The organism is Sporosarcina saromensis (assembly GCF_054901285.1).
Genome location: NZ_CM142738.1, coordinates 3,334,377 through 3,357,277 on the forward strand (window position 1 = coordinate 3,334,377; position 22,901 = coordinate 3,357,277).

The 22,901-nt window shown below is 41.7% G+C and carries 24 protein-coding genes and 1 other annotated feature; of the genes, 7 read left to right on the plus strand and 17 right to left on the minus strand.

Features of this window, described 5'->3' with window-relative positions:
* The first annotated feature begins 55 nt into the window (after positions 1 to 55).
* Entirely contained in the window at positions 56 to 613 is a 558-nt protein-coding gene (locus tag ACVHUV_RS17005) for a CotY/CotZ family spore coat protein (RefSeq protein WP_317942561.1), read from the plus strand.
* Between the two features lie 149 nt (positions 614 to 762).
* On the opposite strand, the gene ACVHUV_RS17010 is transcribed toward ACVHUV_RS17005, so the two are convergent.
* Positions 763 to 1,128 carry a hypothetical protein gene (locus tag ACVHUV_RS17010; protein ID WP_462085391.1) on the minus strand — a complete coding sequence of 122 codons (366 nt, stop codon included), beginning with the start codon at positions 1,126 to 1,128 and terminating at the stop codon, positions 763 to 765.
* A gap of 87 nt (positions 1,129 to 1,215) precedes the next feature.
* The gene (gene mgtE, locus ACVHUV_RS17015; protein WP_317942622.1) at positions 1,216 to 2,589 is read right to left on the minus strand and encodes a magnesium transporter; all 1,374 of its coding nucleotides are present in this window, start codon (positions 2,587 to 2,589) and stop codon (positions 1,216 to 1,218) included.
* Positions 2,590 to 2,680: 91 nt separating this feature from the next.
* Between mgtE and prpE the strand changes: the two genes are divergently transcribed.
* The gene (gene prpE, locus ACVHUV_RS17020; RefSeq protein WP_462085392.1) at positions 2,681 to 3,424 is read left to right on the plus strand and encodes a bis(5'-nucleosyl)-tetraphosphatase PrpE; all 744 of its coding nucleotides are present in this window, start codon (positions 2,681 to 2,683) and stop codon (positions 3,422 to 3,424) included.
* Here prpE and ACVHUV_RS17025 read toward each other — a convergent pair.
* Genes ACVHUV_RS17025 through ACVHUV_RS17040 form a run of 4 tightly spaced genes read right to left on the minus strand, consistent with a single transcriptional unit; the run spans position 3,405 to position 6,202 of the window.
* Positions 3,405 to 4,349 carry an RluA family pseudouridine synthase gene (locus tag ACVHUV_RS17025; RefSeq protein WP_462085393.1) on the minus strand — a complete coding sequence of 315 codons (945 nt, stop codon included), beginning with the start codon at positions 4,347 to 4,349 and terminating at the stop codon, positions 3,405 to 3,407. The two genes, prpE and ACVHUV_RS17025, sit on opposite strands and share 20 nt — an antisense overlap.
* Positions 4,321 to 5,121 (minus strand): NAD kinase, encoded by an 801-nt coding sequence (locus tag ACVHUV_RS17030; protein ID WP_317942557.1) that lies wholly within the window; start codon positions 5,119 to 5,121, stop codon positions 4,321 to 4,323. The genes ACVHUV_RS17025 and ACVHUV_RS17030 overlap by 29 nt, the downstream gene beginning before the upstream one ends.
* 16 nt (positions 5,122 to 5,137) lie before the next feature.
* Positions 5,138 to 5,794 carry a GTP diphosphokinase gene (gene yjbM / locus ACVHUV_RS17035; RefSeq protein WP_462085394.1) on the minus strand — a complete coding sequence of 219 codons (657 nt, stop codon included), beginning with the start codon at positions 5,792 to 5,794 and terminating at the stop codon, positions 5,138 to 5,140.
* A gap of 18 nt (positions 5,795 to 5,812) precedes the next feature.
* Positions 5,813 to 6,202 carry a UPF0738 family protein gene (locus ACVHUV_RS17040; RefSeq protein WP_462085395.1) on the minus strand — a complete coding sequence of 130 codons (390 nt, stop codon included), beginning with the start codon at positions 6,200 to 6,202 and terminating at the stop codon, positions 5,813 to 5,815.
* Between the two features lie 146 nt (positions 6,203 to 6,348).
* Between ACVHUV_RS17040 and ACVHUV_RS17045 the strand changes: the two genes are divergently transcribed.
* The 3 genes from ACVHUV_RS17045 (at position 6,349) to ACVHUV_RS17055 (ending at position 8,335) form a co-directional block, all read left to right on the plus strand.
* On the plus strand, positions 6,349 to 7,047 hold the full coding sequence (locus tag ACVHUV_RS17045; RefSeq protein WP_462085396.1) for a lytic transglycosylase domain-containing protein: 699 nt from the start codon (positions 6,349 to 6,351) through the stop codon (positions 7,045 to 7,047).
* A gap of 92 nt (positions 7,048 to 7,139) precedes the next feature.
* Positions 7,140 to 7,532 carry a globin domain-containing protein gene (locus ACVHUV_RS17050; RefSeq protein WP_462085397.1) on the plus strand — a complete coding sequence of 131 codons (393 nt, stop codon included), beginning with the start codon at positions 7,140 to 7,142 and terminating at the stop codon, positions 7,530 to 7,532.
* A complete protein-coding gene (locus ACVHUV_RS17055; protein ID WP_462085398.1) occupies positions 7,529 to 8,335 on the plus strand; it encodes a DsbA family protein in 807 nt (268 codons plus the stop codon). Before ACVHUV_RS17050 ends, ACVHUV_RS17055 begins: the two co-directional genes overlap by 4 nt.
* Before the next feature lie 466 nt (positions 8,336 to 8,801).
* Here ACVHUV_RS17055 and pepF read toward each other — a convergent pair whose 3' ends face one another.
* The 5 genes from pepF to ACVHUV_RS17080 form a co-directional block, all read right to left on the minus strand.
* Positions 8,802 to 10,619 (minus strand): oligoendopeptidase F, encoded by a 1,818-nt coding sequence (gene pepF / locus ACVHUV_RS17060; RefSeq protein WP_462085399.1) that lies wholly within the window; start codon positions 10,617 to 10,619, stop codon positions 8,802 to 8,804.
* Positions 10,620 to 10,673: 54 nt separating this feature from the next.
* A complete protein-coding gene (locus tag ACVHUV_RS17065) occupies positions 10,674 to 11,828 on the minus strand; it encodes a competence protein CoiA (protein ID WP_462085400.1) in 1,155 nt (384 codons plus the stop codon).
* A 126-nt stretch (positions 11,829 to 11,954) separates the two neighbouring features.
* Positions 11,955 to 12,611 carry an adaptor protein MecA gene (gene mecA / locus ACVHUV_RS17070; protein ID WP_371389209.1) on the minus strand — a complete coding sequence of 219 codons (657 nt, stop codon included), beginning with the start codon at positions 12,609 to 12,611 and terminating at the stop codon, positions 11,955 to 11,957.
* Between the two features lie 241 nt (positions 12,612 to 12,852).
* Positions 12,853 to 13,251 (minus strand): transcriptional regulator SpxA, encoded by a 399-nt coding sequence (gene spxA, locus ACVHUV_RS17075; protein WP_317942548.1) that lies wholly within the window; start codon positions 13,249 to 13,251, stop codon positions 12,853 to 12,855.
* A 396-nt stretch (positions 13,252 to 13,647) separates the two neighbouring features.
* Positions 13,648 to 14,856 carry a putative glycoside hydrolase gene (locus tag ACVHUV_RS17080; RefSeq protein WP_462085401.1) on the minus strand — a complete coding sequence of 403 codons (1,209 nt, stop codon included), beginning with the start codon at positions 14,854 to 14,856 and terminating at the stop codon, positions 13,648 to 13,650.
* A gap of 230 nt (positions 14,857 to 15,086) precedes the next feature.
* Positions 15,087 to 15,313 (plus strand) — a binding site (T-box leader).
* 42 nt (positions 15,314 to 15,355) lie between these two features.
* On the opposite strand from ACVHUV_RS17080, the gene trpS reads away from it, so the two are divergent.
* Positions 15,356 to 16,357, plus strand: a complete 1,002-nt coding sequence (trpS, locus tag ACVHUV_RS17085; protein ID WP_462085402.1) for a tryptophan--tRNA ligase — start codon at positions 15,356 to 15,358, stop codon at positions 16,355 to 16,357.
* Here the strand turns inward: trpS and ACVHUV_RS18885 are convergent.
* The 3 genes from ACVHUV_RS18885 to ACVHUV_RS17095 all read right to left on the minus strand — a co-directional run bounded on the left by ACVHUV_RS18885 (position 16,299) and on the right by ACVHUV_RS17095 (position 19,309).
* Positions 16,299 to 16,541, minus strand: coding sequence for a YuzI family membrane protein (locus ACVHUV_RS18885; RefSeq protein ID WP_514132988.1), 243 nt, complete (start codon positions 16,539 to 16,541; stop codon positions 16,299 to 16,301). The genes trpS and ACVHUV_RS18885 overlap by 59 nt on opposite strands.
* A 459-nt stretch (positions 16,542 to 17,000) precedes the next feature.
* Positions 17,001 to 18,239 carry a beta-ketoacyl-ACP synthase II gene (gene fabF, locus ACVHUV_RS17090; RefSeq protein ID WP_462085403.1) on the minus strand — a complete coding sequence of 413 codons (1,239 nt, stop codon included), beginning with the start codon at positions 18,237 to 18,239 and terminating at the stop codon, positions 17,001 to 17,003.
* 137 nt (positions 18,240 to 18,376) lie between these two features.
* Positions 18,377 to 19,309, minus strand: a complete 933-nt coding sequence (locus ACVHUV_RS17095) for a beta-ketoacyl-ACP synthase III (protein WP_462085404.1) — start codon at positions 19,307 to 19,309, stop codon at positions 18,377 to 18,379.
* 186 nt (positions 19,310 to 19,495) lie between these two features.
* Between ACVHUV_RS17095 and ACVHUV_RS17100 the strand changes: the two genes are divergently transcribed.
* Positions 19,496 to 19,681 (plus strand): DUF2929 family protein, encoded by a 186-nt coding sequence (locus tag ACVHUV_RS17100; protein WP_462085405.1) that lies wholly within the window; start codon positions 19,496 to 19,498, stop codon positions 19,679 to 19,681.
* A gap of 88 nt (positions 19,682 to 19,769) precedes the next feature.
* Here ACVHUV_RS17100 and ACVHUV_RS17105 read toward each other — a convergent pair whose 3' ends face one another.
* The 3 genes from ACVHUV_RS17105 to ACVHUV_RS17115 form a co-directional block, all read right to left on the minus strand.
* Positions 19,770 to 21,905, minus strand: a complete 2,136-nt coding sequence (locus tag ACVHUV_RS17105) for an ATP-dependent Clp protease ATP-binding subunit (RefSeq protein WP_462086935.1) — start codon at positions 21,903 to 21,905, stop codon at positions 19,770 to 19,772.
* A gap of 114 nt (positions 21,906 to 22,019) precedes the next feature.
* Entirely contained in the window at positions 22,020 to 22,493 is a 474-nt protein-coding gene (rraA, locus tag ACVHUV_RS17110; protein WP_462085406.1) for a ribonuclease E activity regulator RraA, read from the minus strand.
* 69 nt (positions 22,494 to 22,562) lie between these two features.
* A complete protein-coding gene (locus ACVHUV_RS17115) occupies positions 22,563 to 22,871 on the minus strand; it encodes a metal-sulfur cluster assembly factor (RefSeq protein ID WP_462085407.1) in 309 nt (102 codons plus the stop codon).
* Positions 22,872 to 22,901 lie beyond the last annotated feature (30 nt).

Here is a 22,901-nt window from a genome sequence, read left to right on the forward strand (position 1 = left end):
CCCTACAGGAACAGGTGCATAAAGTATAAGGAGTTGAGAAAAGGAGGTGGAATGAATGGGATGTGGAAGAAATGATGACGTCGGAAATGTACGGCACCACGACAGTTGTATTTGTGAAGTGGTCCGTGCCATTAAGCGCGTGCAGGATATCAGAGATGATTTCGACTGCGACGATTGCAAAACTGACTGTTTCCTGACTCCGCTCGGTAGCCTTGTAAGTCCTACAAGACAACGTGCAAATACACGTGTTTTCATGTTGTTGGATGAAAAAGGTAATCCATTCAAAGCATTGTTCAAGAGAAATAGAAGGTTCGCTGAAACAGAAGACACAACGACCTCCGAACAAGGTCGTAGAGAGTGTGCTACATGTTTCTCAATCTTCTTCAGAGTGCAAAAGATTTTTGATAACTGCTGTGCTACATTACAAGTTCTTGAACCTCGCGACGCTAGAGGTAGAAAAGTTGACTTATTTAAACACGGAAAGTTGGATCTTGACGCAGTATGTGAAGTGGAAAGATTCACAGCGACTGGAACGTGTGTCACTGTAGACTTGAAATGCTTCTGTGGCATTCAATGTGTGAAAGACGTATTTATAGATTGTGACGAAGACTAATCGCAATGCCTGTGGTGCTTATATTGCCTGATCAGTTAACCTGATCAGGCTTTTTCTAATAGGAATGAATAACCTAATACCTTCAGTCTTGTTTATTTTAGTATACGCAAATAAGGAGCTTCTACATTTAGAAGCTCCCTCTGTACATGTTAAATTTTCGTATTGAACGATTGACCTCTCCACAAAATATCCTCAATCTTTTCAATTTCAATTTCTTTTACATCTTGATCGGTTTCAATCCAAAGAACATTTCCTTGTACTCTTTGGATGTCCCCTTTCACCTTTTGGCCTTCGACTACAAATTGTAATGGTTGATAGGCCTGTTTTTGAAACGGTCCACTTAAGTAATTGATTTTATTGAGAATACTTATGTTTCCTTCGTCTGTATCTCCTGCTTGTGTCATCGACGGTTGGATTTCAATCGTTTCTTTCACTTCTTCCTCATTCATAAAAAAGACGGAAGTGCTTTCTTCTTCCAGGACTTTCACTTTTACATAGACAGGTGGCCCTTGCACAAATAATAACGGAGCATTCGTGGATATGATAACTCCCCCTTTTTCCGTAGTATATGCGCCTATGTTGGATGAAGTTCTTTTTCGTTTTTATAAACTACTTATGAAAACTGTTGCTAATCCTAAGTAAATGATAATGCTGATGACATCATTCAACGTTGTAATAAAAGGTCCTGAAGCAACTGCAGGGTCGATTTTCATTTTGTGCATAAACAATGGAATGAATGAGCCAGATATGGTTGCAACGAAAATCGAAACCAAGATCGCTGCACCGACTAATAATGCGATGATGAATTCATGTTTCCAAATGAAAATGAGTCCGATGACAAAAATTGCACAGACAAGCCCCGTAATTAACCCGGTTCCTGCTTCCCTTAAAAGCAATTTAAACTTACTTTCCTCTTCAACATCTCGTGTCGCAATCCCACGGACTGCAACGGCTAATGCCTGCGTTCCACTATTCCCGGCAGTTCCGGCAATGAGTGGGATGAAAGCAGCAAGTATTGCAACTTGTGAAATCGTATCTGTGAAAAGATCAATTAGATTGGCCGTGAGCATTCCAAGTACGAGTAGGATGATTAACCATGGTATCCTTTTCTTCGCAGCTGAAATGGACGTTTTGTCGAAAGAATCCATATTGGAAACGGCAGCGAGTTTGGAATAGTCATCTGACGCTTCTTCATCAATGACGTCGATAATATCGTCAACGGTAATAATCCCGAGCATATGTTGTTGGAAATCGACTACAGGTACTGCCAGTAAGTTGTAGTCTTGTGTCGTCCGAGCAACATCTTCTTGATCGGCAGACACGAGTACACTGACAACCCGTTCATTCATAATGTTTTTGATTAATGTATCTTCGTCAGTAATGATCAAGTCACGCAAAGATACGACACCTGTAAGGTGATTATCTTCATCTACAACGAATACGTAATAGATGGTTTCAGCGGATGGTGCTTCATTACGCAAAATCGTCATAGCGGATCGCACAGTCGAATTTTGTGGGACCGACACATATTCAGTCGTCATGATTGAACCCGCCGTGTATTCTTCATAATGGAGAAGGGACTTGATCTGTGTAGCCGCTTCTTTGTTCATTAATGTCAAATAACTGGCGATGTGCGATTTATCTAGCTCTTTCAGGACATCTACCGCGTTGTCAACGAACATATAGGAAATCATGTCTGCAGCATACGTCGTGTCCATCTCCTGAAGGAACTCTTTATACTCTTCTTCATCGATTTCGCTCGTCTCAAAAATCTCTGCCAACTCTTTTGGCGAAAGGAAATAATACATCCTTTTACGATAATTGGTATCCACTTTTTCATAGAAAACTGCCCGGTCATACGGGTGAAGCATCAAATATTCTTCCCGAAATGATTTGATGTCTTGTTGCTCCAAAGAAGCAATCAGTTTTTCTTCATCGATGACTCTTTCATCGCGTACATCTTCATTTATACTCATGGCTACACCTTCCTTCCATTCCGACATGCATGTTTCTATACTCTATTGGTATGATAATGAATAAGAACCTTACATTCAAGGAGTGATACGATTGAAATTTGATATTATAGGCGATATTCACGGCTGTTATGACGAATTGCTCCTACTGATTGAAAAGCTTGGTTATTCAATGGAGTCGGGTCTTCCTGTACATAAGGATGGAAGACGCCTTGCATTTGTCGGTGATGCTATGGATCGCGGTCCAAACAGTTACCAAACACTTCTCTTCCTATTCAACATGCAAGATCACGGTCTCTTACTTTACTCTCCTGGCAATCATTGCAATAAACTCTATCGTTTGGCTAAAGGGAATAAGGTTCAGCAAACACATGGACTTGAAACGACTGTCGCTGAATTGGAGGCCCTTCCCCCAAGTGAAAAAATACAATTTTACGAACGATATCGTCGCTTTTATGAAGCACTACCCTTATATGTGTCACTTGACGATCGGAAACTCATTATCGCACATGCGGGCATTCGTGAAAATATGATAGGCGAACCATTTTCAAAAAAAGTGGAGACTTTTGTTCTGTACGGCGATATTACAGGTAAAACACATCCAGATGGACGGCCTGTCAGAAGGGATTGGGCAAAATCTTACGTAGGAACACCTTGGATTGTCTATGGACACACACCCGTCCTCAATGCCCGATTTGTCCAGCGAACAGTAAACATCGATACCGGGTGTGTGTTTGGTGGAAAGTTAACAGCAGTACGCTATCCAGAATTGGAGATTGTTTCAGTACCTTCCTTGCAACCATTCATTCCAGAAAAATTCACATCTTTTGATGCGTAATCAAATGCTCATTCAACATTTTCATATCGACAGGCATGCCACTTGTGAATGACAGTTGTTCACCTGTTAACGGATGGCGGAATCCAATGGAAGCACAATGCAATGCTTGCCTGTTCAACAATGAGCGAGTACCACCATATAAATCATCACCAACGAGTGGATGGCCAAGCCATTGCATGTGGACACGGATTTGATGTGTGCGCCCTGTATGCAGTACAAGCGATACGCCAGTATATTGGCTGCCAAGACATTCAAAACGGCCAAAGACTTTTGCGTCCGTTCTGGCGTATTGTCCATCCTCCCTTACAATCCGTTCAATAATGCTACCATCTTTTCGTCCAATGGGCTGTTCAATCATTTGCTCATTCCAATCCACCCAACCTTCAACGAAAGCAATGTACTGACGATAAAAACCCGTCATTCTCATTTGTTCGTTTAACAAATGATGGATATGACGATTTTTAGCGATGCAAAGGAGGCCAGATGTATCTCTGTCCAATCTTGTTACAACATGGACGGTAGACGGGACACGCTCATCTGCGAATTTCCCTGCTACTACATTGGCGATTGTTCCACTGGATTGATCTCTCGATGGAATTGTCCCTTGCCCCGCTGGTTTATCGATGATGACGATTGCTTCATCTTCGTACACGATTGATAACGGTCCAGATTCCGCTGTTAACCCTTCACTTGGCTGCTCTATCGGGAAGCAAATCGTTACCGTATCACCTTCTACAAGCGTATATCTTACCGTTTGTTCATTGCCATTGACAAGGAGCTTGCCACCGTCATACTTCACTGCTGTCAATGTTCGCTTGGAAATCCCTTTATGCTGGAGGAAATCCCGCAATTGTATGTGGTCTTCTTTGACACTGAACTGTAAGGTGAACGGATTATTATTCATCGCTGGAAATGAATGAATCATGTACTCTCGTCCAAAACGGGAATGGTCTGAACCGGCCAAACCGTACCTTTTCGGATGCAACTTTGTATTCAATCGACTTAACGTCTTTATGCAACAGTTGCAAATGATCGATTGTCACCATGAAATCCGGTCCTTTTACTGGTGTCAACACACAACGATGATGGGCAGGCAAAATGAGAGGCGACCCAACTGTTCTAAACACCCGATTATTAATCGATGCCATCTCAGTCAATTGGATAGCCGGTAATGATGGATGGATAATTGCGCCACCGAGTGCCTTATTATATGCTGTCGAACCTGACGGAGTCGACATACAAAGCCCGTCTCCACGGAATCTTTCAAAGTGCACGCCGTTCAGTTCAACGTCCATTACAAGCGTCACTTCAGGGGATTTTACGGTCGATTCATTGAGCGCCAAATACGTTGTAGCTTTCTCTGTTTGACGGTAATTGATCGTCACTTCGAGCAAAGGATACTCGATAACGTTATATTCTTTCCGTGCAATTGACAGCACTAGTTTTTCCATCTCTTCCGGTTTCCAATCTGCATAAAACCCTAAATGTCCAGTATGGATACCGATGAAAGCCGTCTCTTGTAAACGATGGATATGTTTGTGGAATGCATGCAATAATGTTCCGTCGCCACCAATTGAAAGGACAATTTCCGGTTCCGTTTCATCAAAAACAAGTCCGAAATCTGTCAAATAGTCGACCGCTTCATCTTTCAAACGATTTGACAAGGCATCATTTCGGCTTTGAATCGCAAATTTCATCGCTCATACGCTCCTTTCATTTGTTCTCACCATAATCACGATCATCGGTTTCCTTATATGCACTAAAATATTGTTGCGCTTCGTGGATTTCATCCCGTATTAGCGACATTTCTTCATCCAATCGAAAAGCGGCTTCAGCAGCTCTTTCCAAACGATGACGGATTTCATCCGGCAATTCACCTTGGTATTTGTAATTCAGAGAATGCTCAATGGAAGCCCAAAAATTCATCGCAAGCGTTCGTATTTGAATCTCAGCAAGAATCGTCTTCTCTCCATGAATCGTTTGGACAGGGTACTCAATGATCATGTGGAACGATCGATAGCCGCTCGGTTTTTTATTGGATATATAATCCCTTTCTTCGATCACTCGAAGATCAGCACGTTTACGTAAAGTTGTGACCACCTTTCCGATATCATCTACAAATTGGCACATGATACGCAAACCGGCGATGTCTGGCAACTCTTCTGCCAATTCAGCAGATGGTTTGAATGGGATTCTTTTTTCCAGTGTTTTATCATATATGCTTGCAAGAGGCTTTACACGGCCTGTCACAAATTCGACAGGCATATGAACACCTTCCAGTTCGTATTGTGCGCGTAATCCTTTTAGTTTCACTTTCAGTTCTGCAACTGCCTGCTTATAAGGCTCAAGAAATTGTTTCCATTCCCTCATCACTAGCCCTCCCGACTGTTAGTTCACACGTTGAAGGAAAGCCTCGAACTCCTGCTCAACTGCAGTTGTGAATGCCTCTCCATAATTGTCGTTCCCCTCAATATTGTATAAAAGCATCGTTAGCTCCTCGATAAAGCCCTTTAAAGGGATAGATTCATCCTTCCAGACGAGGTAAGGATCTGCACCCCCATCCAATGCTTGCAACATAGATGACCATGTCTCCCGCGGAAAGTGTATGTAAGCGTAGCCTTCATCTGCATCCATTAAATAAACGAATGCTGTTTCATCTGAGTCGGTGATCATTTTTCGAGCAGGTGTGCCAATGGAATGACTTTCGTTTGCTTCTAATATGAAGTGCATGTCATTTCCTACTTTTTGTCCTTCTTTTATACGGTTTTGAATTCGCATCAGACTTCTTCCTTTCACTAATCATACGTTCAGTCTACCATATGAAACGCACTCATGCAGTCTGTAACATGCGTTTTTAGAAGGAACTTGTTATACTTAAATGAGAGTTAACTGTTTGCAACAGTCAGGAAGGGATAGGGTATGAAATGGACGCGCGTGCAATACGTTCTTTACTAGACATACAATCGATGCAGACACTTGGTGCAGTACAATCACAATCTATAAATTACGAAACATCTCTATTTAGCACAATGTTGAGTGAAGTACTTAACGCTACAAGTAATGACAATCTGCAATCTAACTATTTTCAGCACAACGCATTTGGTCTGTCTGGCAGTTTGCAGACATTCGAAAACTTACGTTATCGCAATCCGGAAGCAGTTTATATGCCTGCTGTATTAAATGGATTGGAAAGGTACACGAATTATTCCGTTCATGTAGATATGCAGACTACGATGACCGACAATCAGTTTACCCATGTCATCCGGCAAGCAGCAGATGCCTACAATTTGCCTGAACAGCTCATTTCATCTGTCATTCGACAAGAGTCGAACTTCAACCCAGATGCAATTAGTCATGCAGGTGCCACAGGCTTAATGCAACTTATGCCAGGGACTGCAAAATACCTCGGCGTAAAAAATAGTTTTGATCCGGAGCAAAATATTATGGGCGGGGCAAAATACCTTCGTCAAATGCTCAATCAATTCGGAGATGTAGAACTTGCATTAGCAGCCTATAATGCAGGTCCCGGTAATGTCAAAAAGTATGGAGGGATCCCTCCTTTCAAGGAAACTCAACGTTACGTAGCCACTGTATTAAACTATTATAATCGCTCCATCGGGTAACGCCCCATCGTTCTTTGAAGGCGATTTATTTGTGAAAGAATTGTATGGTTGTTAAAATACTCATACAGTCAGAGCAAAGGAGATTGACATACATGACTCGAAAACCTTTGATTCCTTATGAGGAAATCGGCGCTGCAAAATTATCAGAGCTCATTGATCGTTTTTATGAAAAAGTGGCTGTCCATCCAGACTTATATCCGATTTTCCCAAAAGACCTGACGGAAACAGCACGAAAGCAGAAACAATTCCAAACACAATACTTAGGCGGACCGAACTTATTCACGGAAGAACACGGACATCCGATGATGAAAGCGCGTCATATGCCTTTTCCTATAACACCAACTCGTGCTAGAGCCTGGCTATCCTGCATGGAGAAAGCAATGGATGATGTCGGACTAGAAGGTCCTCTTCGTGACGTCTATTATCAAAGACTCGTATTGACTGCGAATCATATGGTGAATAAAAGCGAGGAGGATGGGCAGTGAATCGAGAGACCATGTTGGAAAGCAGCATTAGTTCATCTGCTTCATTGTCAAAGCCGATTGAAATCTATGTATTTGTGGATCCATTATGCAATGAAAGTTGGACATTAACACCATTACTTCGCAAACTACAAGTAGAATACGAACGCTACTTTACGTTAAAAATCGTTTTACGCACTTCGTTGCCAAAGATGAATCTCTCTTGCTTGAGAAGTAAAGAGACAACGAATTCTTGTGAAAATCATCATCCCGCTTTTCCAAGCATCGCGATGAAAGCAGCGGAGTTCCAAGGTAAGCGAGCAGGTTTCCGCTTTCTATCCAAACTCTTTGAATATACGTACTTGCAAGCTGGCAACATCCTCTCATTTGACACACTAGTCGACATTGCAGAACGCATCGGTTTAGATGTAGATGAATTCATACTAGACTTTTCATCCAATAACGTATTGCGTGCATTGCAAGTAGACTTGTATTTGGCCAATGAAATGGAAGTTGATGATGCTCCTTCTTTCGTGTTCTTCAATGAAAATATTGAAGATGAAGGGCTGAAAGTAAATGGATTGCATCATTATGAAATTTACGAGCAAATATTAGAAGAGATGGTAGGCTATGCAATCGAACCCGATCTCCCACCAACTTTGGAAGATTTGTTTAAACGATTTGACTCGTTAACGACAAAGGAGATTGCTGATATTTATCAGCTACAGGAAAAGTGTGCAGAACGCGAGTTAAAAAAACAACTCCTTCTTCAAAAAGTGGAGCGCGTTACTTGCCAAGACTTGACGTTATGGAGAAAAAGAAATTAAATCGACGAAAACATAAAGCTGTTTCAAGAAGTGAAAGTACCTTCTTGAAACAGCTTTTTAAATGCTTAACAATCCCTTCTATTTGAAAGCTTCTGCTCGAAGTATACAAAAAGAGCATCCGCTCCTGGGGGAGAGGGATGCTCTTTACAAAGGGAATGGGAGAAATGTTCACGTTCAAACAAAAGGGGTGTATGTTTGGTATGTGATTTATTTCACATCTATAACTTATCATAAAATAATTGTACAAGCAACATTTCACGCTAAAATTCACATGACTGTCACAAATTATTTTTTAGACAAACCCTTTACCTACCAATGTTTTACTCTTTCAATCCAACAAAATATAAACAATTGTAGAAATGAAAGCGCTATCTATTCCGTTATATAAATATAACAAATTCTCAAGATAATAAAAATAGACTGACTCAGCATTCAAAAATGCTTTGTCAGTCTGTATTTTTCTGCTTTACTGCTTGTTCAACAATACTTCCAATTCATTTAAGCGCTCTTCAAATACTCGGCATGCCTCTTCAATCGGTTCTTTACTTGTCATATCGACACCCGCTTTTTTAAGCACTTCAATTGGATAGTCTGAAGATCCTGCTTTTAAGAACTGATTAATGTAACGGTCTACTGCAGGCTGTCCTTCCGTTAAAATCTGATGGCTTAACGCAATCGCTGCACTGAAGCCCGTCGCATATTGGTAGACGTAGTAATTGTAGTAGAAGTGAGGAATTCGAGCCCATTCCAGTGCAATTTCCTTATCTTCTTCTACTGCGTCTCCAAAATACTTCTTGTTCAACGCTGCATATTCCTCTGACAACTTATCTGCTGTCAGTGCAACCCCTTGCTGATCTAGCTGATGGATCAAATGCTCGAACTCAGCAAACATCGTTTGACGGAAAACAGTTCCACGGAATCCTTCTAACCAGTGGTTAAGCAAGTAAATGCGCTTTTGTTCATCATCAATTGTTTTCAATAGATGATCATTTAATAACGCTTCATTCACAGTCGACGCTACTTCAGCGACGAAAATGGAGTAACCACTGTACACATACGGTTGAGATTTACGTGAATAATAGCTGTGTACACTATGACCAAATTCATGCGCCAACGTAAACATGTTGTCTACATTATCTTGCCAGTTCATTAAGACATACGGATTTGTGCCATATGAACCTGAAGAATACGCACCCGAACGCTTGCCTTTATTTTCTCGCACATCGACCCAACGGTTTTCAAGACCTTCCTTCACAATGGAAGCATATTCCTCACCAAGTGGATGGAAACTGTCCAACATTGTTTCTTTCGCTTCTTCATATGGAATTTTCATTTCTACGTCTTTGACCATAGGAGCGAACATGTCCCACATATGCAGTTCGTTAAGTTCTAACACTTTCTTACGCAGTGCGACGTATCGATGATGCAATCCAAGATTTTTGTTAATTGTTTCAACGAGGTTATCATACACTTGCTCTGGAATATGATTTTGAGACAGTGCTGCATGGCGAGCAGATGTATAATTCCGGATTCGTGCGTTTACATTATGACTTTTCACGTTTCCACTTAATGTTGATGCAAAGGTATTTTTAAACTCACCATATTTGCTATACATCGCTTTGAATGCCTCTTCACGCACTCTCGGTTCTTTACTTTCCAGGAAACGGATATAACGGCCGTGTGACAGCTCCACTTCTTCTCCGTCCTCATCTTTCACCATCGGGAACGTTAAATCTGCATTATTTAACATGCTGAACGTTTCAGATGGACTTCCTGTCACTTCACCAATTTGCGCTAGCAATGCTTCCTGTTCAGCAGGTAGTACATGCGGACGATGCGCATTTAAAATTTCGAATTCTTGCTTGTATAATTTTAAATGATCATTTTCTTCGACGAATCGATTAAGGTCCTCTTCAGGAATTGTTAGTAGTTCAGGTGTTAAATAAGATAACGCTGTAGACACTTTGATAACGAGTGATTTTGCTCGGCTTTCCATCGCTTGATAGAAGCTGTTCGTCGTGTCTTGGTCACTTTTCAAATGAGCATACGTGTATAATTTACCGATCTTTTCATATAAGTTATCTCGATAGGCCAATGCATCGTATAGAGCTTCAGGACTGTCCGCTAACGTCCCTTTAAATGAAGGCGCTTTCTCACTTAACGTTTCGATTTCTTTAAACGCTTGTTCCCAAGCTTCATCCGTTTCAAATATGTCTTCAAGACGCCAAGTTTCTTCTACTTTTACCTGATCACGCGTCAAAACTTTGTTTTTCGCTTCACTCATTATACAAAATCCTCCCTATCCTCTTTCTTCGTAATCCGAATCATTATCATTCTCTCAATTCTGCGTTGCTTTTGCAAGAAATCTTTCTGAAATGATTTGCAAAACCTCATTTTCACTAAAATCAGTTTCTTCTCCTAATGATTGGAAGTTGTGTTGCCGTAGAAATCGACTATAATTTCTACAGGCTTCCACTTTTTCAATAGAAGGATTTGAAAACTGGTTGACAAAACGGCTTATCCAAGTTCGACCCACACGCTGGACAGGCAAGTTATGTTGTTTACAGAAATGCAGCAAACGTAGTTGCCATTCATAGTCCGCTTCTCGGAATGCGTCGTGCCCTTTCGTTGGCACGCCAATCCACAAAGGTAACTCAACAGGCAAGATCCGCAACTTGTAACAGCTTAATAAGAATGGATCTTTAATGCCTTTTCTATTCAACAGTATCCGCTTCTTTAAATCGTCCTCACGGAAAGCCTTATACATGTCTGCGTAAGAACGCAAGGCATTTTCATTGAGTAGCTTAGGACGCGCCAAAGGAAAAACTTGATAATGCATTGGTAATACGTGATGTGTACCTATATATCGTTGACCGGCTAGATGTAACAAATGATGGTAGTAGTGAAAAATCTTTGTGTGGGGATAAAAGGTCAGAAGGACGTCTCCTTCAATTGGGGGATTTAAAGTAAACCACTCTTGAAACTTTGAAAGTCTCAAAACACTTACACCTTGGGGACAATCTACTAATGAGATAGGTGTCTGTAAGATCCATATCGGATTCATCCCGATTGTACGAAACCCATCCGTACGTTTTTGGAGTTGATTTACCGGGATTGTGCTGCATTGAAATTCAATTGGTACACATTCTTCATCGGATGTCACTAACAAGTCAGGGCGTTGTTGAATCGCCTTCATCACCGGCTCTAACACGACATCTTTCTTTCGTTTTTGTAACAACCATTCATACAATAATTGTTTTCCGAGGAGATGTTCAGCTGACTCTCCTTCTGCAAATAAATTTTGACAGGAAGAATTGCATGCATGCGCAAAATGAGGTACTTTAAAATCTCCTACTTTCATGTGTACAGGTTTTTTACATTGAGGACAATAAAATGTCTCCATGTCTCTTCGATTCCGTAACGAAATGCGACAATCATCTTTTGACAAGATTACAAGTTGCCCATCCGTTGTACGCGCAGTTAATATGTCCACTCACTCCTCTCCGCTCAATTGTACGAATGTTTGGATGGTTTTGCAACGATATTGTTAGAGCTTTGTTTAGAAAACAGAAAACAGCTGTTACCAATTATTTCTCATTGGTAACAGCTGAATGGATCTTCAAGTTTCAAAATGCTTGTCAATTGTTTCTAGGACATCTGATTGGATAATCAGTTTGCCATATTCTTCGAGTCGGTGAATCGTCACTTGGGAAATTGAACCATACTCTGATAGAATACTGCCAAAATCAGATTTATCGTCATCATCCATCGTCGAGTCATCAAAGACTACATACAAGTAGAATTTGTTTTCAAATGAATAGAGTGATGTTTCGACTGCGTAAGGCGGAATTTTTTTCGATAGTGGAATCAAATGCTCGAAGTCTTCAAATACGAACATATCGGAGTTCCACACACCGGGATCATCATTCAATTCTTTTAGCAGTTGCTCTGAATCCTCGAACAGACTTGGATCAGGCTGGTATTGCTTACGCGGATCGACTAAACCAAAGCTTTCTTCAGATTCATCGTCTTCGTTCAACTGAGCTCGGGTAACCGTTACTTCTATCCCATTATTCATCGCATGGACTTGTATCCACAACGGTCCTTCTACTTCAAATTCAGTTTCATCGTTAACTTCGTCCATCATCTCCCAGAATAATTCTTCACTTTTATCGCGATTGTACCAAACTTCTTCGCGCGTAAATCCTCGTTCTTCTATATCTATATACGATAAATAAAACTTTACAGTATTATCATTGATACGCTCTATTTCCATCCCTTCTCTCTCCCTTCCTTAATAACAGGCTTATGCCCATTTCTGTATTTTTGCAATATACCTGCAATGCTTATTCTTACTATATGTCCGTCCTTTCCATTTTGAAAGGGTTTCTCTTCTGATAAGACATGATATTAGCATTGTAGTGAACATCAGCCGGCAAAGCAAGGGGAAAATGAAAAAGCTGATAGGTTTTGGCGAATTATCCGTCAACTCCCTATCAGCATTACTATTTCTTCAGTTAGTTTACCATGCGCCGCGCTTCAAGCAGCTGATAGGCCCTTACTTTTCTAGGTAGGAATCGTCTGATTTCATCTTCATTATACCCTACCTGCAGCCTCTTTTCATCTAGTATGATTGGTCTTCTCAAAAGACCAGGATGTTCTTGAATTAACTCATACAAACGTTGCAACGGCAAGCTTTCTACATCGACGTTCAATTTCTGGAAGATTTTTGAACGTGTTGAGATGATCTCATCGGTTCCATCTTCCGTCATTCGAAGAATTTGTTTAATTTCATTAATATTCAAAGGCTCTGAAAAAATATTGCGCTCAGAATATGGAATATCATGTTCTTCCAACCATGCCTTCGCTTTTCTACATGATGTGCAACTAGGTGAGGTAAATAATGTAACTCCCATTCGCTGACACTTCCTTTCAATTGTCTTGCTCATTTGTATTGTAGTTAAACTAAATTAGAATAATTTTAATGTATCATACATACTTCTTATTATACACATATTCATTCTCAATGAATACACTTTTTACTAAAAAAGTGAAACACCATTTTCACCTGTCACATTTCCGCAATATAACCAAGTTTGTAGCCCGTCAATCTATGTACTACTTTTACCTCTTTACTGTTATACCCGCCGAAAATAACATTTAAACATACAAGCCATAAATATTTTCTTTTCTCATTTAGATTGTATGAATGAAAAATCACTTCTCACGTAATAGTACGTATACACATTCCAAAAAGTTTCAGGTTTCAATGAAAAAACCCCAGAATCTTTGAATCGACTCTGGGAATCTCATTACGGTGTATAATCTACACCTTCCGTATAGTTATTACCTGCATTCCATAAAAGATATTCATTAATGCCATTATCTTTCAACGCTTTGATTTGTGCTTCCACTTCGTTCTTCCCGTAGCGAAGGTAGTTGCCTGCCCCTAACCAAGGCGCACTAAAATCTTGTAACCATGGCCGCGAAACTGGCGGATTTTCTAGCTCACCAAGTTTTGCATTTTCCACTTTCGCGTATTCAGTTATAAGTCGATACGGTTCAAGATCGGGTTTTGCAATACCGAAATAAGATGTCCAGTGGCTCGGATAAATCATCGAAGAGATGACATCAACATTCTCTGAGATTTTCGAGAAGTTTTGTCCGATTCCAGGGGCTTCCGGCAAAGTCGCAGAGTACCCAAATATGTCAACGGAGACGTCTACGTCATACGGTTTCAATTTTTCTTTGGCATACGCTACAAAATCTGTTACGGCTTGCACTCTTCGTTGAACAGGGTCTAAGTCTGATTCAGCATAAGTACCCATCGAGTATTGCAAGGTTTCATGACGTTTCTCAAACCCTTCTGGGAAACGGACATAGTCGAACTGAATTTCTTGGAAGCCCATCTTGGCAGCTTCAATGGCTATTTCAACATTATGATCCCAAACTTCTTTCATGAATGGATTTACAAAAGCTTCTTTTCTACCATTCTTCCATACTTCTTTGCCATCTTTAAATGACAATTCAGGCTGTTGTTCAGCAAGTACACTGTCTTTAAAAACAACAACGCGAGCAATTGGATAGACCTTTTGCTTTTCCAATGTTTCTAGCATTTTTCGAGGATCTTTAATATAGGGCTTGCCAATATCTTTTTTATAAAGCGGAGAGTCCTCTGCTGGTTTGTACGTCAAGTTACCAAAATCGTCTTTCACGTCAATTACCATCGCATTCAACTCTGTCGAATCCAGTAATTTTAACAATCTTTCAAAACGAGACCCCCCTGCCGAATGCCCAGTGACATAGATGCCTCTCACTGCATCAGGGTATTCAAAAACAAGACCGGAATCATACCGGAATAATTGAGAACTCGCTACAACATTTTCGTCTATCGTGTTAAAACCGTATGTACGTTCAGCAAAACTGCTATCGGAATCTTTTTGTTCAGTAGCTTGCACACTCATCGGCAATGCGAGAGATGCAGCAAGTACGAAAGAGCTTGCTATTTTCAAATTTCTCATGACACCCATCCTCTCTCCCCTCATTCTATCAAAGCGAAATTCCATTGAATAGACTAAATCATCTATTCCCTACATTTCTTGTTGAAAAACCTATTTTATTCGCGAATCAACACCTTTCTTGCCGAGTAGAACGATTGAAAGCGTGACAAGGATAAAATTCCATTTAACTAAACGAAACTTTTCTATTGCATTGTATCGGTTGCCGTACTATACTATTGACAATTATCTTGCAAAAAGCAAAGACGGAAAGAGTACGCTTGTTGTGACTTTCAAGAGAGCCTGTGGTTGGTGCAAACAGGTAGGACACACAAGAAGAAGTGGATTCCTGAGCTTGATTTGGGAAAGGGTGTACGCACCTGATTAGCATTTCACGTTTCCCGCGTTAAGGGTGTTGAGTGGCCTGCACGCAGGTCAATTCGGGTGGTACCACGGTTGATACACATCAGTCGTCCCTTTTTTAGGGATGACTGGTGTTTTTTTATTTTAAGGAGGCGTTTTAATGAAAACCATTTTCTCAGGCGTACAGCCTACAGGTACAGTGACATTAGGGAACTATATCGGGGCATTTAAGCAATTTACAGAGCTCCAACACGAATACGAATGTCGTTTTTGCATTGTCGATCAACACGCAATTACGGTGCAACAAGACCCTGACGAATTAGCACGGACAATTCGTTCACTCGCAGCAATTTACATCGCGAGTGGCATTGACCCAGAGAAATCCGTCCTGTTCATCCAATCTGAAGTGCCTGCACATGTGCAAGCTGGATGGATGATGCAATGTATTTCGTATATCGGTGAGCTCGAACGGATGACACAATTTAAAGATAAATCCGATGGAAAAGAAGGCGTTTCTGCAGCACTTCTTACGTACCCACCGCTCATGGCTGCCGATATCTTAATCTACAACACGGATATTGTGCCTGTTGGGGACGATCAAAAACAACACGTTGAGTTAACACGTGACTTAGCGGAGCGTTTTAACAAGCGCTACGGAAATGTCCTGACAATTCCTGAAGTACGCATTCCTAAAAGTGGCGCACGTATTAAATCTTTACAAGATCCTTTGAAAAAAATGAGTAAATCTGATCCGAATAAAAAAGGAACGATTTCCTTGTTAGACACGCCAAAACAAATTGAAAAGAAAATCAAAAGTGCGGTCACGGATTCAGATGGTATTGTGAAGTACGATGTTGAAAACAAACCAGGCGTATCCAATCTATTGACGATTGAATCTGCTTTGACCGGTGTTTCTATCGCAGAGCTTGAATCGAAGTATGAAGGCCTTGGCTACGGCGCGTTTAAAGCGGGCGTCGCAGAAGCAGTCATTAACCACTTAACACCGATTCAACAAAGGTATGAGGAGTTATTGAACTCACCGGAACTGGATGCTTATTTGGATAAAGGCGCCGAAAAAGCGAATGCCATTGCAACAGAGACGTTTAGAAAAATGGAGTCTGCGATGGGGCTCGGAAGAAGACGGTCAATAGGAGTAAGATAACAGCCAATACAAAGAGTGTGAAGTCTGCTGTTTGAATGATAAACAAGATGATTTGCTTCCAACTGTATCCTAGTGAAAGATAGTTGAAGTAAAAAATCATGTGCGAGACGGTTACAACAATGAGTCCGTAACTGAGAAGGAAGAGAAAGATTCGCGTCATGTACATCGCCCTTTTTTCTTCCATTGTATGAACGGTCAATCCCCTTTTAGACTACTGATCTAAAAGGGGATTGTTTTGTTGGGAATAAAGATGTAATTGTTACAGTGAGGAAAAGATTTAGTTTGTCAAAAACCATTTGGCGCGAATTTTTGTGGGGTATGACGTGGTGATTGCCCGCGGATCGGGTCATAGGAGATGGATTGATTCAAGTAGAGTACTCAGATTTGGACAATGATACATTTTGTAAAATGGAAAACGGTATACAGCATTTCCCTTCAAAACAGCTCATAACTTTGTCAAACGGCTCATAAATGCCTGAAACACAGCATACTGACCGAGTTTGCCGCATAATCAGCTAAAACGCCGCATACTAACCACGTTTCGCCGCATAATCCACAAGAACGCCGCATACTTAGCAGCAGAATCCCAGCATAAAAAAACTGCAAACCAAAAAAATCAGGTTTGCAGTCAATCAGTCGATCTTCATCCTATTTTCTTAAACACAAGTGATGCGTTATGTCCGCCAAATCCGAGTGAGTTGCTCATTGCATAGTCGATATCAACTTTGCGTGCTTCATTCACAACGTAATCGAGATCGCATTCCGGATCTTCATTGACATAATTCATCGTTGGCGGCAAGATGCCTTCTTGTAAAGCCTTTACCGTAAAGATGGCTTCCAATCCACCTGCTGCTCCTAGAAGGTGACCCGTCATGGACTTCGTTGAACTCATTGCAAGCTTGTATGCATGTTTGCCAAATACGGTTTTAGCAGCCATCGTTTCAAATAGGTCGTTATACGGTGTGCTCGTACCGTGCGCATTGATGTAATTGATTTTTTCAGGCGTAATTTCAGCTTCTTCCAAAGCTTGTCGCATTGCGCGCGCGCCGCCTTCCCCTTCAGGTGCTGGTGCTGTAATGTGATGCGCGTCACCTGTCGAACCGTAACCGACTAATTCCGCGTAAATTTTCGCGCCACGTTTTACTGCATGCTCGTATTCTTCAAGGATTAAGATACCTGCACCTTCACCAATGACAAATCCGTCACGCTCTTTATCAAATGGACGGGATGCGGTTGCAGGATCAGGGTTTAACGATAGTGCAGTGTTTGCGCAGAAACCAGCAACAGACATCGTTGTAATTGGTGCTTCTGCTCCACCTGTGATCATGACGTCCGCATCTCCACGTTTAATCACTTCGAACGCATCACCGATAGAGTTCGTTCCAGATGCACAAGCAGTTACTGTACACGAATTAATGCCTTTCGCGCCAAAATGGATGGAAACTTGACCAGAGGCCATATCTGGAATCATCATTGGGACGAAGAAAGGACTCACACGGCGATATCCTTTTTCCATAAACGTTTTAAACTGCTGTTCATGCGTTTCCATTCCACCAATTCCTGAACCGATCCATACACCTGTGCGGTAAGCCGTTTCCTCGTCCAATTCAAGATTTGCATCTTTCATCGCCATAATGGATGCCGCCATTGCATAATGCGTAAAACGATCCATTTTACGCGCTTCTTTCCGTGGTAAGTATTCTTCAATGTCAAAGTCTTTCACTTCTGCTGCTACTTTCACTGGGAACTGCTCGCTATCTAGTCTTGTCAGTGGCCCGATTCCAGATTTTCCATTAATGACCGCTTCCCAAGATGCTTCAGCAGAATTTCCGACAGGAGAGACAGCTCCGATTCCCGTTACGACAACTCGACGTTTTTCCATACTCAAAACTCCCCTTCATTAAAAACTAGTAATCAAATAACAAAATTTAACCGTTCAGCCTACTCGACAGGCAAGTAGATTAAAGTCGTACACCTAGATGACTTTTCAATTCTTATTCATTATATAATAATGTTCACTTATTTTCCCCATTTAATGCAAAGCGCGCCCCATGTCAATCCGCCGCCGAAACCGACCAACACGATAATGTCATCGTCTTTCACGCGACCTTCTGCTAAATCATCTACCAAAGAAATAGGTATTGAAGCAGCTGACGTGTTGCCATATTTATGGACGGTTTTGGACATTTTCTCAACAGGCAATCCTAAACGCTCACGTGATGCTTCCATAATCCGGATATTTGCTTGGTGAGGAATTAAATAATCAACGTCATCAGTCGTCAATCCGGCCTTTTCCGTCACACTTACAGCCGACTCACCCATTTGGCGAACAGCAAATTTAAACACTTCACGACCATTCATTTGAATGTATTTGTCTTGGTAAAGGTATTTGCCGCCTACACCATCCGCACCGAGTTCAAACGATAAGATTCCTCGGCCCTCACTCACTTCACTAACAACTGCAGCACCGGCTCCATCTCCAAATAGCACTGCTGTATTACGATCTTCCCAATCCGTAATTTTGGATAACTTTTCTACGCCGACGACAAGAACATGCTTATACGTTCCTGCTTCGACAAAATGTTTCGCTGTTACAACGCCATACATGAACCCTGCACAAGCTGCAGATACATCCATCGCGGCCGCATTTCTTGCCCCTAAACGCTCTTGAACCATCGTTGCAACAGCCGGGAATGGACGATCACCTGTTACGGTCGCCACTAAAATCATGCCGATGTCTTCAGGCTGAAGACCTGCGTTTTCAATTGCACTTACCGCAGCATGGTACGCCATATCTGATGTATCCATATCTGCTTCAGCAATGCGTCTTTCTTCAATTCCAGTACGTGTACGAATCCATTCATCCGTCGTATCAATACGTGCTTCCAAGTCTTTATTCGTAACAATTTGAGAAGGGACATACTTCCCGACACCTATCAACCCTGCGTTCATTTCACATACCCCGTTCCTTATCATCTATTATTAGTACCTGGTATTAATTATAAAAGATGTGCCTATACTTTTCAATATGCAGACACGATTTTGCCAAAGAATGTGGAAAGTGTACATTATTTTGTTTGATGAATGTATGGGCTATGGTATGATAATTAATGAATAAGTATTGTCGAGGTGAATCTGATGAAATATATTATGGCTTTCGTATGGTCTTTCCTTTTAGTGACCATGTTGAATTATGTTGCAGGATCAATCGCTGGAATCCCACATTTCGACTTCATGAGTGGTGTCATCGCTTCTATTGTTCTTGGAGCAATCATTCTCGTTATTACATCTACTATGTCAGATGAGGAAGTAGCAGATTACTGAGCAACCGGGACCGTCCTTACAGAGGGCGGTTTTTTTGTACAAAAAAATGCTTGAATAGCCTTTGATCCGACTACCCAAGCATTCTTCATCATACTTTTTCCACTTGTAACGCTCCGTTGACCATCTCAAGCATCAACTTTTGCCCGTCTTTCAAGTCACCTTTAATGATTTCTTTAGCCACAGCCGTTTCGACATGGCGTTGGATGAACCGTTTTAATGGTCTAGCACCAAAATCCGCGTCGGTCCCTTGATCTACAATCCAATCTAGGACCGCATCATCGAACACCAACTCAACGTCTTGTGAATTGAGTCGTTTCGCCAAATCATCAAGCATTTTACCGGCGATCAAACGGAACGTGTCTCCAGATAATGAATGGAAAATGATAATGTCATCCATTCGGTTTAGTAGCTCCGGTTTGAAATGTCTTCGCAACTCCGCCATGACTAAGTCTTCTGCGGCATGTTCATCCGAGTCAAACTGACCGTCTAGTAAATACGCCGATCCGATGTTCGATGTCATGATAACGACGGTATTTGTAAAATTGACAAGTCTACCTTGTGAATCGGTGATGCGACCGTCGTCTAAGATTTGAAGCAGAATGTTCGACACATCCGGGTGTGCTTTTTCAATTTCGTCGAGCAACACAACGGAATAAGGGTTGCGCCGAACCGCTTCCGTCAACTGTCCGCCTTCCTCATATCCGATATAACCGGGAGGTGCACCGACTAGACGGGACACACTATGCTTCTCCATGTATTCCGACATATCAATTCGAATAAAGTGATCTTCTGAGTCAAAAAGAGTCGCCGCTAACGTTTTCGCCAATTCTGTTTTCCCTACTCCCGTTGGCCCAAGGAAGAGGAAAGAACCAATTGGCTTATTCGGGTCTTTAATACCTGCGCGCGCTCGCCAAACTGCTTCTGTTACAAGTTGCACGGCATCGTCTTGCCCAACGACACGTTCTTCCAACGTTTCACGCAGTCGAAGCAATTTTTCCCTTTCCCCTTCTACAAGTTTCGTCACAGGAATGCCGGTCCATCTCGCGACAATCGTTGCGATTTCCTCTTCCGTCACTTCTTCTCGGAGTAATCGGGTTGAATCTTGATCGACGAGAGAAGCTTCAAGTTCTTGTAACTCCTTCTCCAAATTAGGAATTTTTCCGTATTGGAGTTCTGCCGCTTTATTCAAATCAAAACGATTTTGTGCATCTTCAAGCTCCCGACGATAACGATCGAGTTGTTCACGCTTCGTTTGGATACTGTTCAACGCCTCTTTTTCTTTATCCCATTGTTCTCGCATCTCGGCAGATGAATCCTTTAATTCCTGCAATTCATCCCGTAATGTTGCAAGACGCGTCTGACTCATCGCATCTTTTTCTTTCCGTAATGCTTGTTCTTCAATTTCTAGCTGCATAATTCTCCGCGTCACCGAGTCTAGTTCTTGAGGCATTGAATCGATTTCAGTCCGGATCATTGCACTCGCCTCATCCATTAGGTCAATCGCTTTGTCCGGCATGAAACGCTCCGTCAAATAACGGTCAGATAATGTTGCTGCCGCCACAAGCGCACGGTCATGAATTCTGACACCATGATGGAGTTCGAAGCGTTCCTTCAACCCACGTAAAATTGAAATCGTATCCTCTACAGAAGGTTCACGAACGAGCACTTGTTGGAATCGACGCTCTAGAGCAGGATCTTTTTCGATATACATGCGGTATTCATCAAGCGTCGTCGCGCCGATACAATGCAGTTCACCACGCGCGAGCATCGGTTTTAACATGTTACCGGCATCCATCGCACCGTCTGTTTTACCAGCGCCGACAATCGTATGGATTTCGTCAATGAAAAGGATTATTTCCCCTTCACTCTCTTTCACTTGCTTGAGGACACCTTTTAACCGCTCTTCAAATTCACCACGATATTTCGCTCCTGCAATGAGCGAGCTCATGTCCAACTCGAAAATTTGACGGTTTTTAAGTCCTTCAGGCACATCGCCTTTTACAATCCGTTGGGCCAGCCCTTCCACAATTGCTGTTTTCCCAACGCCTGGTTCTCCAATAAGGACAGGGTTGTTTTTTGTTTTTCTAGATAAAATCCGGATGACATTGCGAATTTCTTCATCCCGTCCAATGACCGGATCCATCTTCCCTTTTCGTACGTCTTCCACTAAATTTCGTCCAAATTGTTCCAACGGCGTTTTTTGATCTTCTTGTACGCTATCCATTCTCATTCATCTATCACCTCAACTGTTTGACTTTGACTATCTTTGATTAATTATAGTATAGTCAAAAATGATCAAAACGTAAAGTTTTTTGCACGTACTGAACGCGTTAAATCGTTAATGAAGTTTTCTTGGTGATACGAGTACCCCATCCTCGTCCGCATAAACATAATGCCCGGGCGTCCAATTGACATCACCAAAAAACAAAGAAACTGACCGCTCGCCTTTCCCTTCCTTTTTACTACGAATCGGATTCTTTCCAATTGCCAGGATTCCTACATCAAGTGCTGCTAATTCGGCCGTATCACGCACACATCCATTAATGATGATACCTGCTACTTTACGTGTTTCGGCAATTTGCGCCAATTGGTCTCCAAGCAATGCACATCTAACAGAACCTCCACCGTCTACGACTAGAACCGTTCCTTCATTCATTTGCTCAAGGGTTTCCCTAACAAGGACGTTATCTTCAAACACACGCACTGTTTCAATTGGTCCAAAAAAGCGCTTCTGCTTGCCGAATGAACGAAACGTGAGTGAGCAAAGCGTCAATTCTTCACCGTATTGGTCAAACAAGTCTGTTGTTTTCATTGAATTTCCTCCTTAGCTAGTAAAAAAAGACTGCATGACATATCGTCAAACAGTCTCTTCGGTGTATAATTAGCGCACACCAAGTGCCATTTTTGCATAGCGGGACATATTGTCACGGGACCATGGTGGACTCCAGACAATATTTACATCTACATCTTTTACTTCAGGAAGCTCCATAAGTTCTTGTTTAATGTGCGCTACAATTTGCGGTCCCATCGGACAGCCCATTGAAGTTAACGTCATCGTAACAATCGCCGTACCTTCTTCGTTTAACTCCGCATCGTAAACAAGTCCTAGGTTGACAATATCGATCCCTAATTCAGGGTCGATGACATTTTCAAGAGCACCCATCAAGCTGCCTTTCATATCCTCGCTCATTCAAATACCCCTTTCGTTTCGTTGTCCCTT

What these genes read in the sequence shown, in the direction of transcription:
- yjbM (WP_462085394.1), bottom strand. Translation starts at nt 5,794, where the DNA reads ATGAGGGAATGGAAACAATTTCTTGAGCCTTATAAGCAGGCAGTTGCA.
- ACVHUV_RS17005 (WP_317942561.1), top strand. Translation starts at nt 56, where the DNA reads ATGGGATGTGGAAGAAATGATGACGTCGGAAATGTACGGCACCACGAC.
- mgtE (WP_317942622.1), bottom strand. Translation starts at nt 2,589, where the DNA reads ATGAGTATAAATGAAGATGTACGCGATGAAAGAGTCATCGATGAAGAA.
- ACVHUV_RS17045 (WP_462085396.1), top strand. Translation starts at nt 6,349, where the DNA reads ATGGACGCGCGTGCAATACGTTCTTTACTAGACATACAATCGATGCAG.
- ACVHUV_RS18885 (WP_514132988.1), bottom strand. Translation starts at nt 16,541, where the DNA reads ATGGAAGAAAAAAGGGCGATGTACATGACGCGAATCTTTCTCTTCCTT.
- trpS (WP_462085402.1), top strand. Translation starts at nt 15,356, where the DNA reads ATGAAAACCATTTTCTCAGGCGTACAGCCTACAGGTACAGTGACATTA.
- mecA (WP_371389209.1), bottom strand. Translation starts at nt 12,611, where the DNA reads ATGGAAATAGAGCGTATCAATGATAATACTGTAAAGTTTTATTTATCG.
- ACVHUV_RS17100 (WP_462085405.1), top strand. Translation starts at nt 19,496, where the DNA reads ATGAAATATATTATGGCTTTCGTATGGTCTTTCCTTTTAGTGACCATG.
- spxA (WP_317942548.1), bottom strand. Translation starts at nt 13,251, where the DNA reads ATGGGAGTTACATTATTTACCTCACCTAGTTGCACATCATGTAGAAAA.
- ACVHUV_RS17030 (WP_317942557.1), bottom strand. Translation starts at nt 5,121, where the DNA reads ATGAAATTTGCGATTCAAAGCCGAAATGATGCCTTGTCAAATCGTTTG.
- ACVHUV_RS17080 (WP_462085401.1), bottom strand. Translation starts at nt 14,856, where the DNA reads ATGAGAAATTTGAAAATAGCAAGCTCTTTCGTACTTGCTGCATCTCTC.
- ACVHUV_RS17040 (WP_462085395.1), bottom strand. Translation starts at nt 6,202, where the DNA reads ATGCGAATTCAAAACCGTATAAAAGAAGGACAAAAAGTAGGAAATGAC.
- rraA (WP_462085406.1), bottom strand. Translation starts at nt 22,493, where the DNA reads ATGAAAACAACAGACTTGTTTGACCAATACGGTGAAGAATTGACGCTT.
- ACVHUV_RS17025 (WP_462085393.1), bottom strand. Translation starts at nt 4,349, where the DNA reads ATGATTCATTCATTTCCAGCGATGAATAATAATCCGTTCACCTTACAG.
- ACVHUV_RS17095 (WP_462085404.1), bottom strand. Translation starts at nt 19,309, where the DNA reads ATGAACGCAGGGTTGATAGGTGTCGGGAAGTATGTCCCTTCTCAAATT.
- ACVHUV_RS17050 (WP_462085397.1), top strand. Translation starts at nt 7,140, where the DNA reads ATGACTCGAAAACCTTTGATTCCTTATGAGGAAATCGGCGCTGCAAAA.
- fabF (WP_462085403.1), bottom strand. Translation starts at nt 18,239, where the DNA reads ATGGAAAAACGTCGAGTTGTCGTAACGGGAATCGGAGCTGTCTCTCCT.
- ACVHUV_RS17115 (WP_462085407.1), bottom strand. Translation starts at nt 22,871, where the DNA reads ATGAGCGAGGATATGAAAGGCAGCTTGATGGGTGCTCTTGAAAATGTC.
- pepF (WP_462085399.1), bottom strand. Translation starts at nt 10,619, where the DNA reads ATGAGTGAAGCGAAAAACAAAGTTTTGACGCGTGATCAGGTAAAAGTA.
- ACVHUV_RS17105 (WP_462086935.1), bottom strand. Translation starts at nt 21,905, where the DNA reads ATGGATAGCGTACAAGAAGATCAAAAAACGCCGTTGGAACAATTTGGA.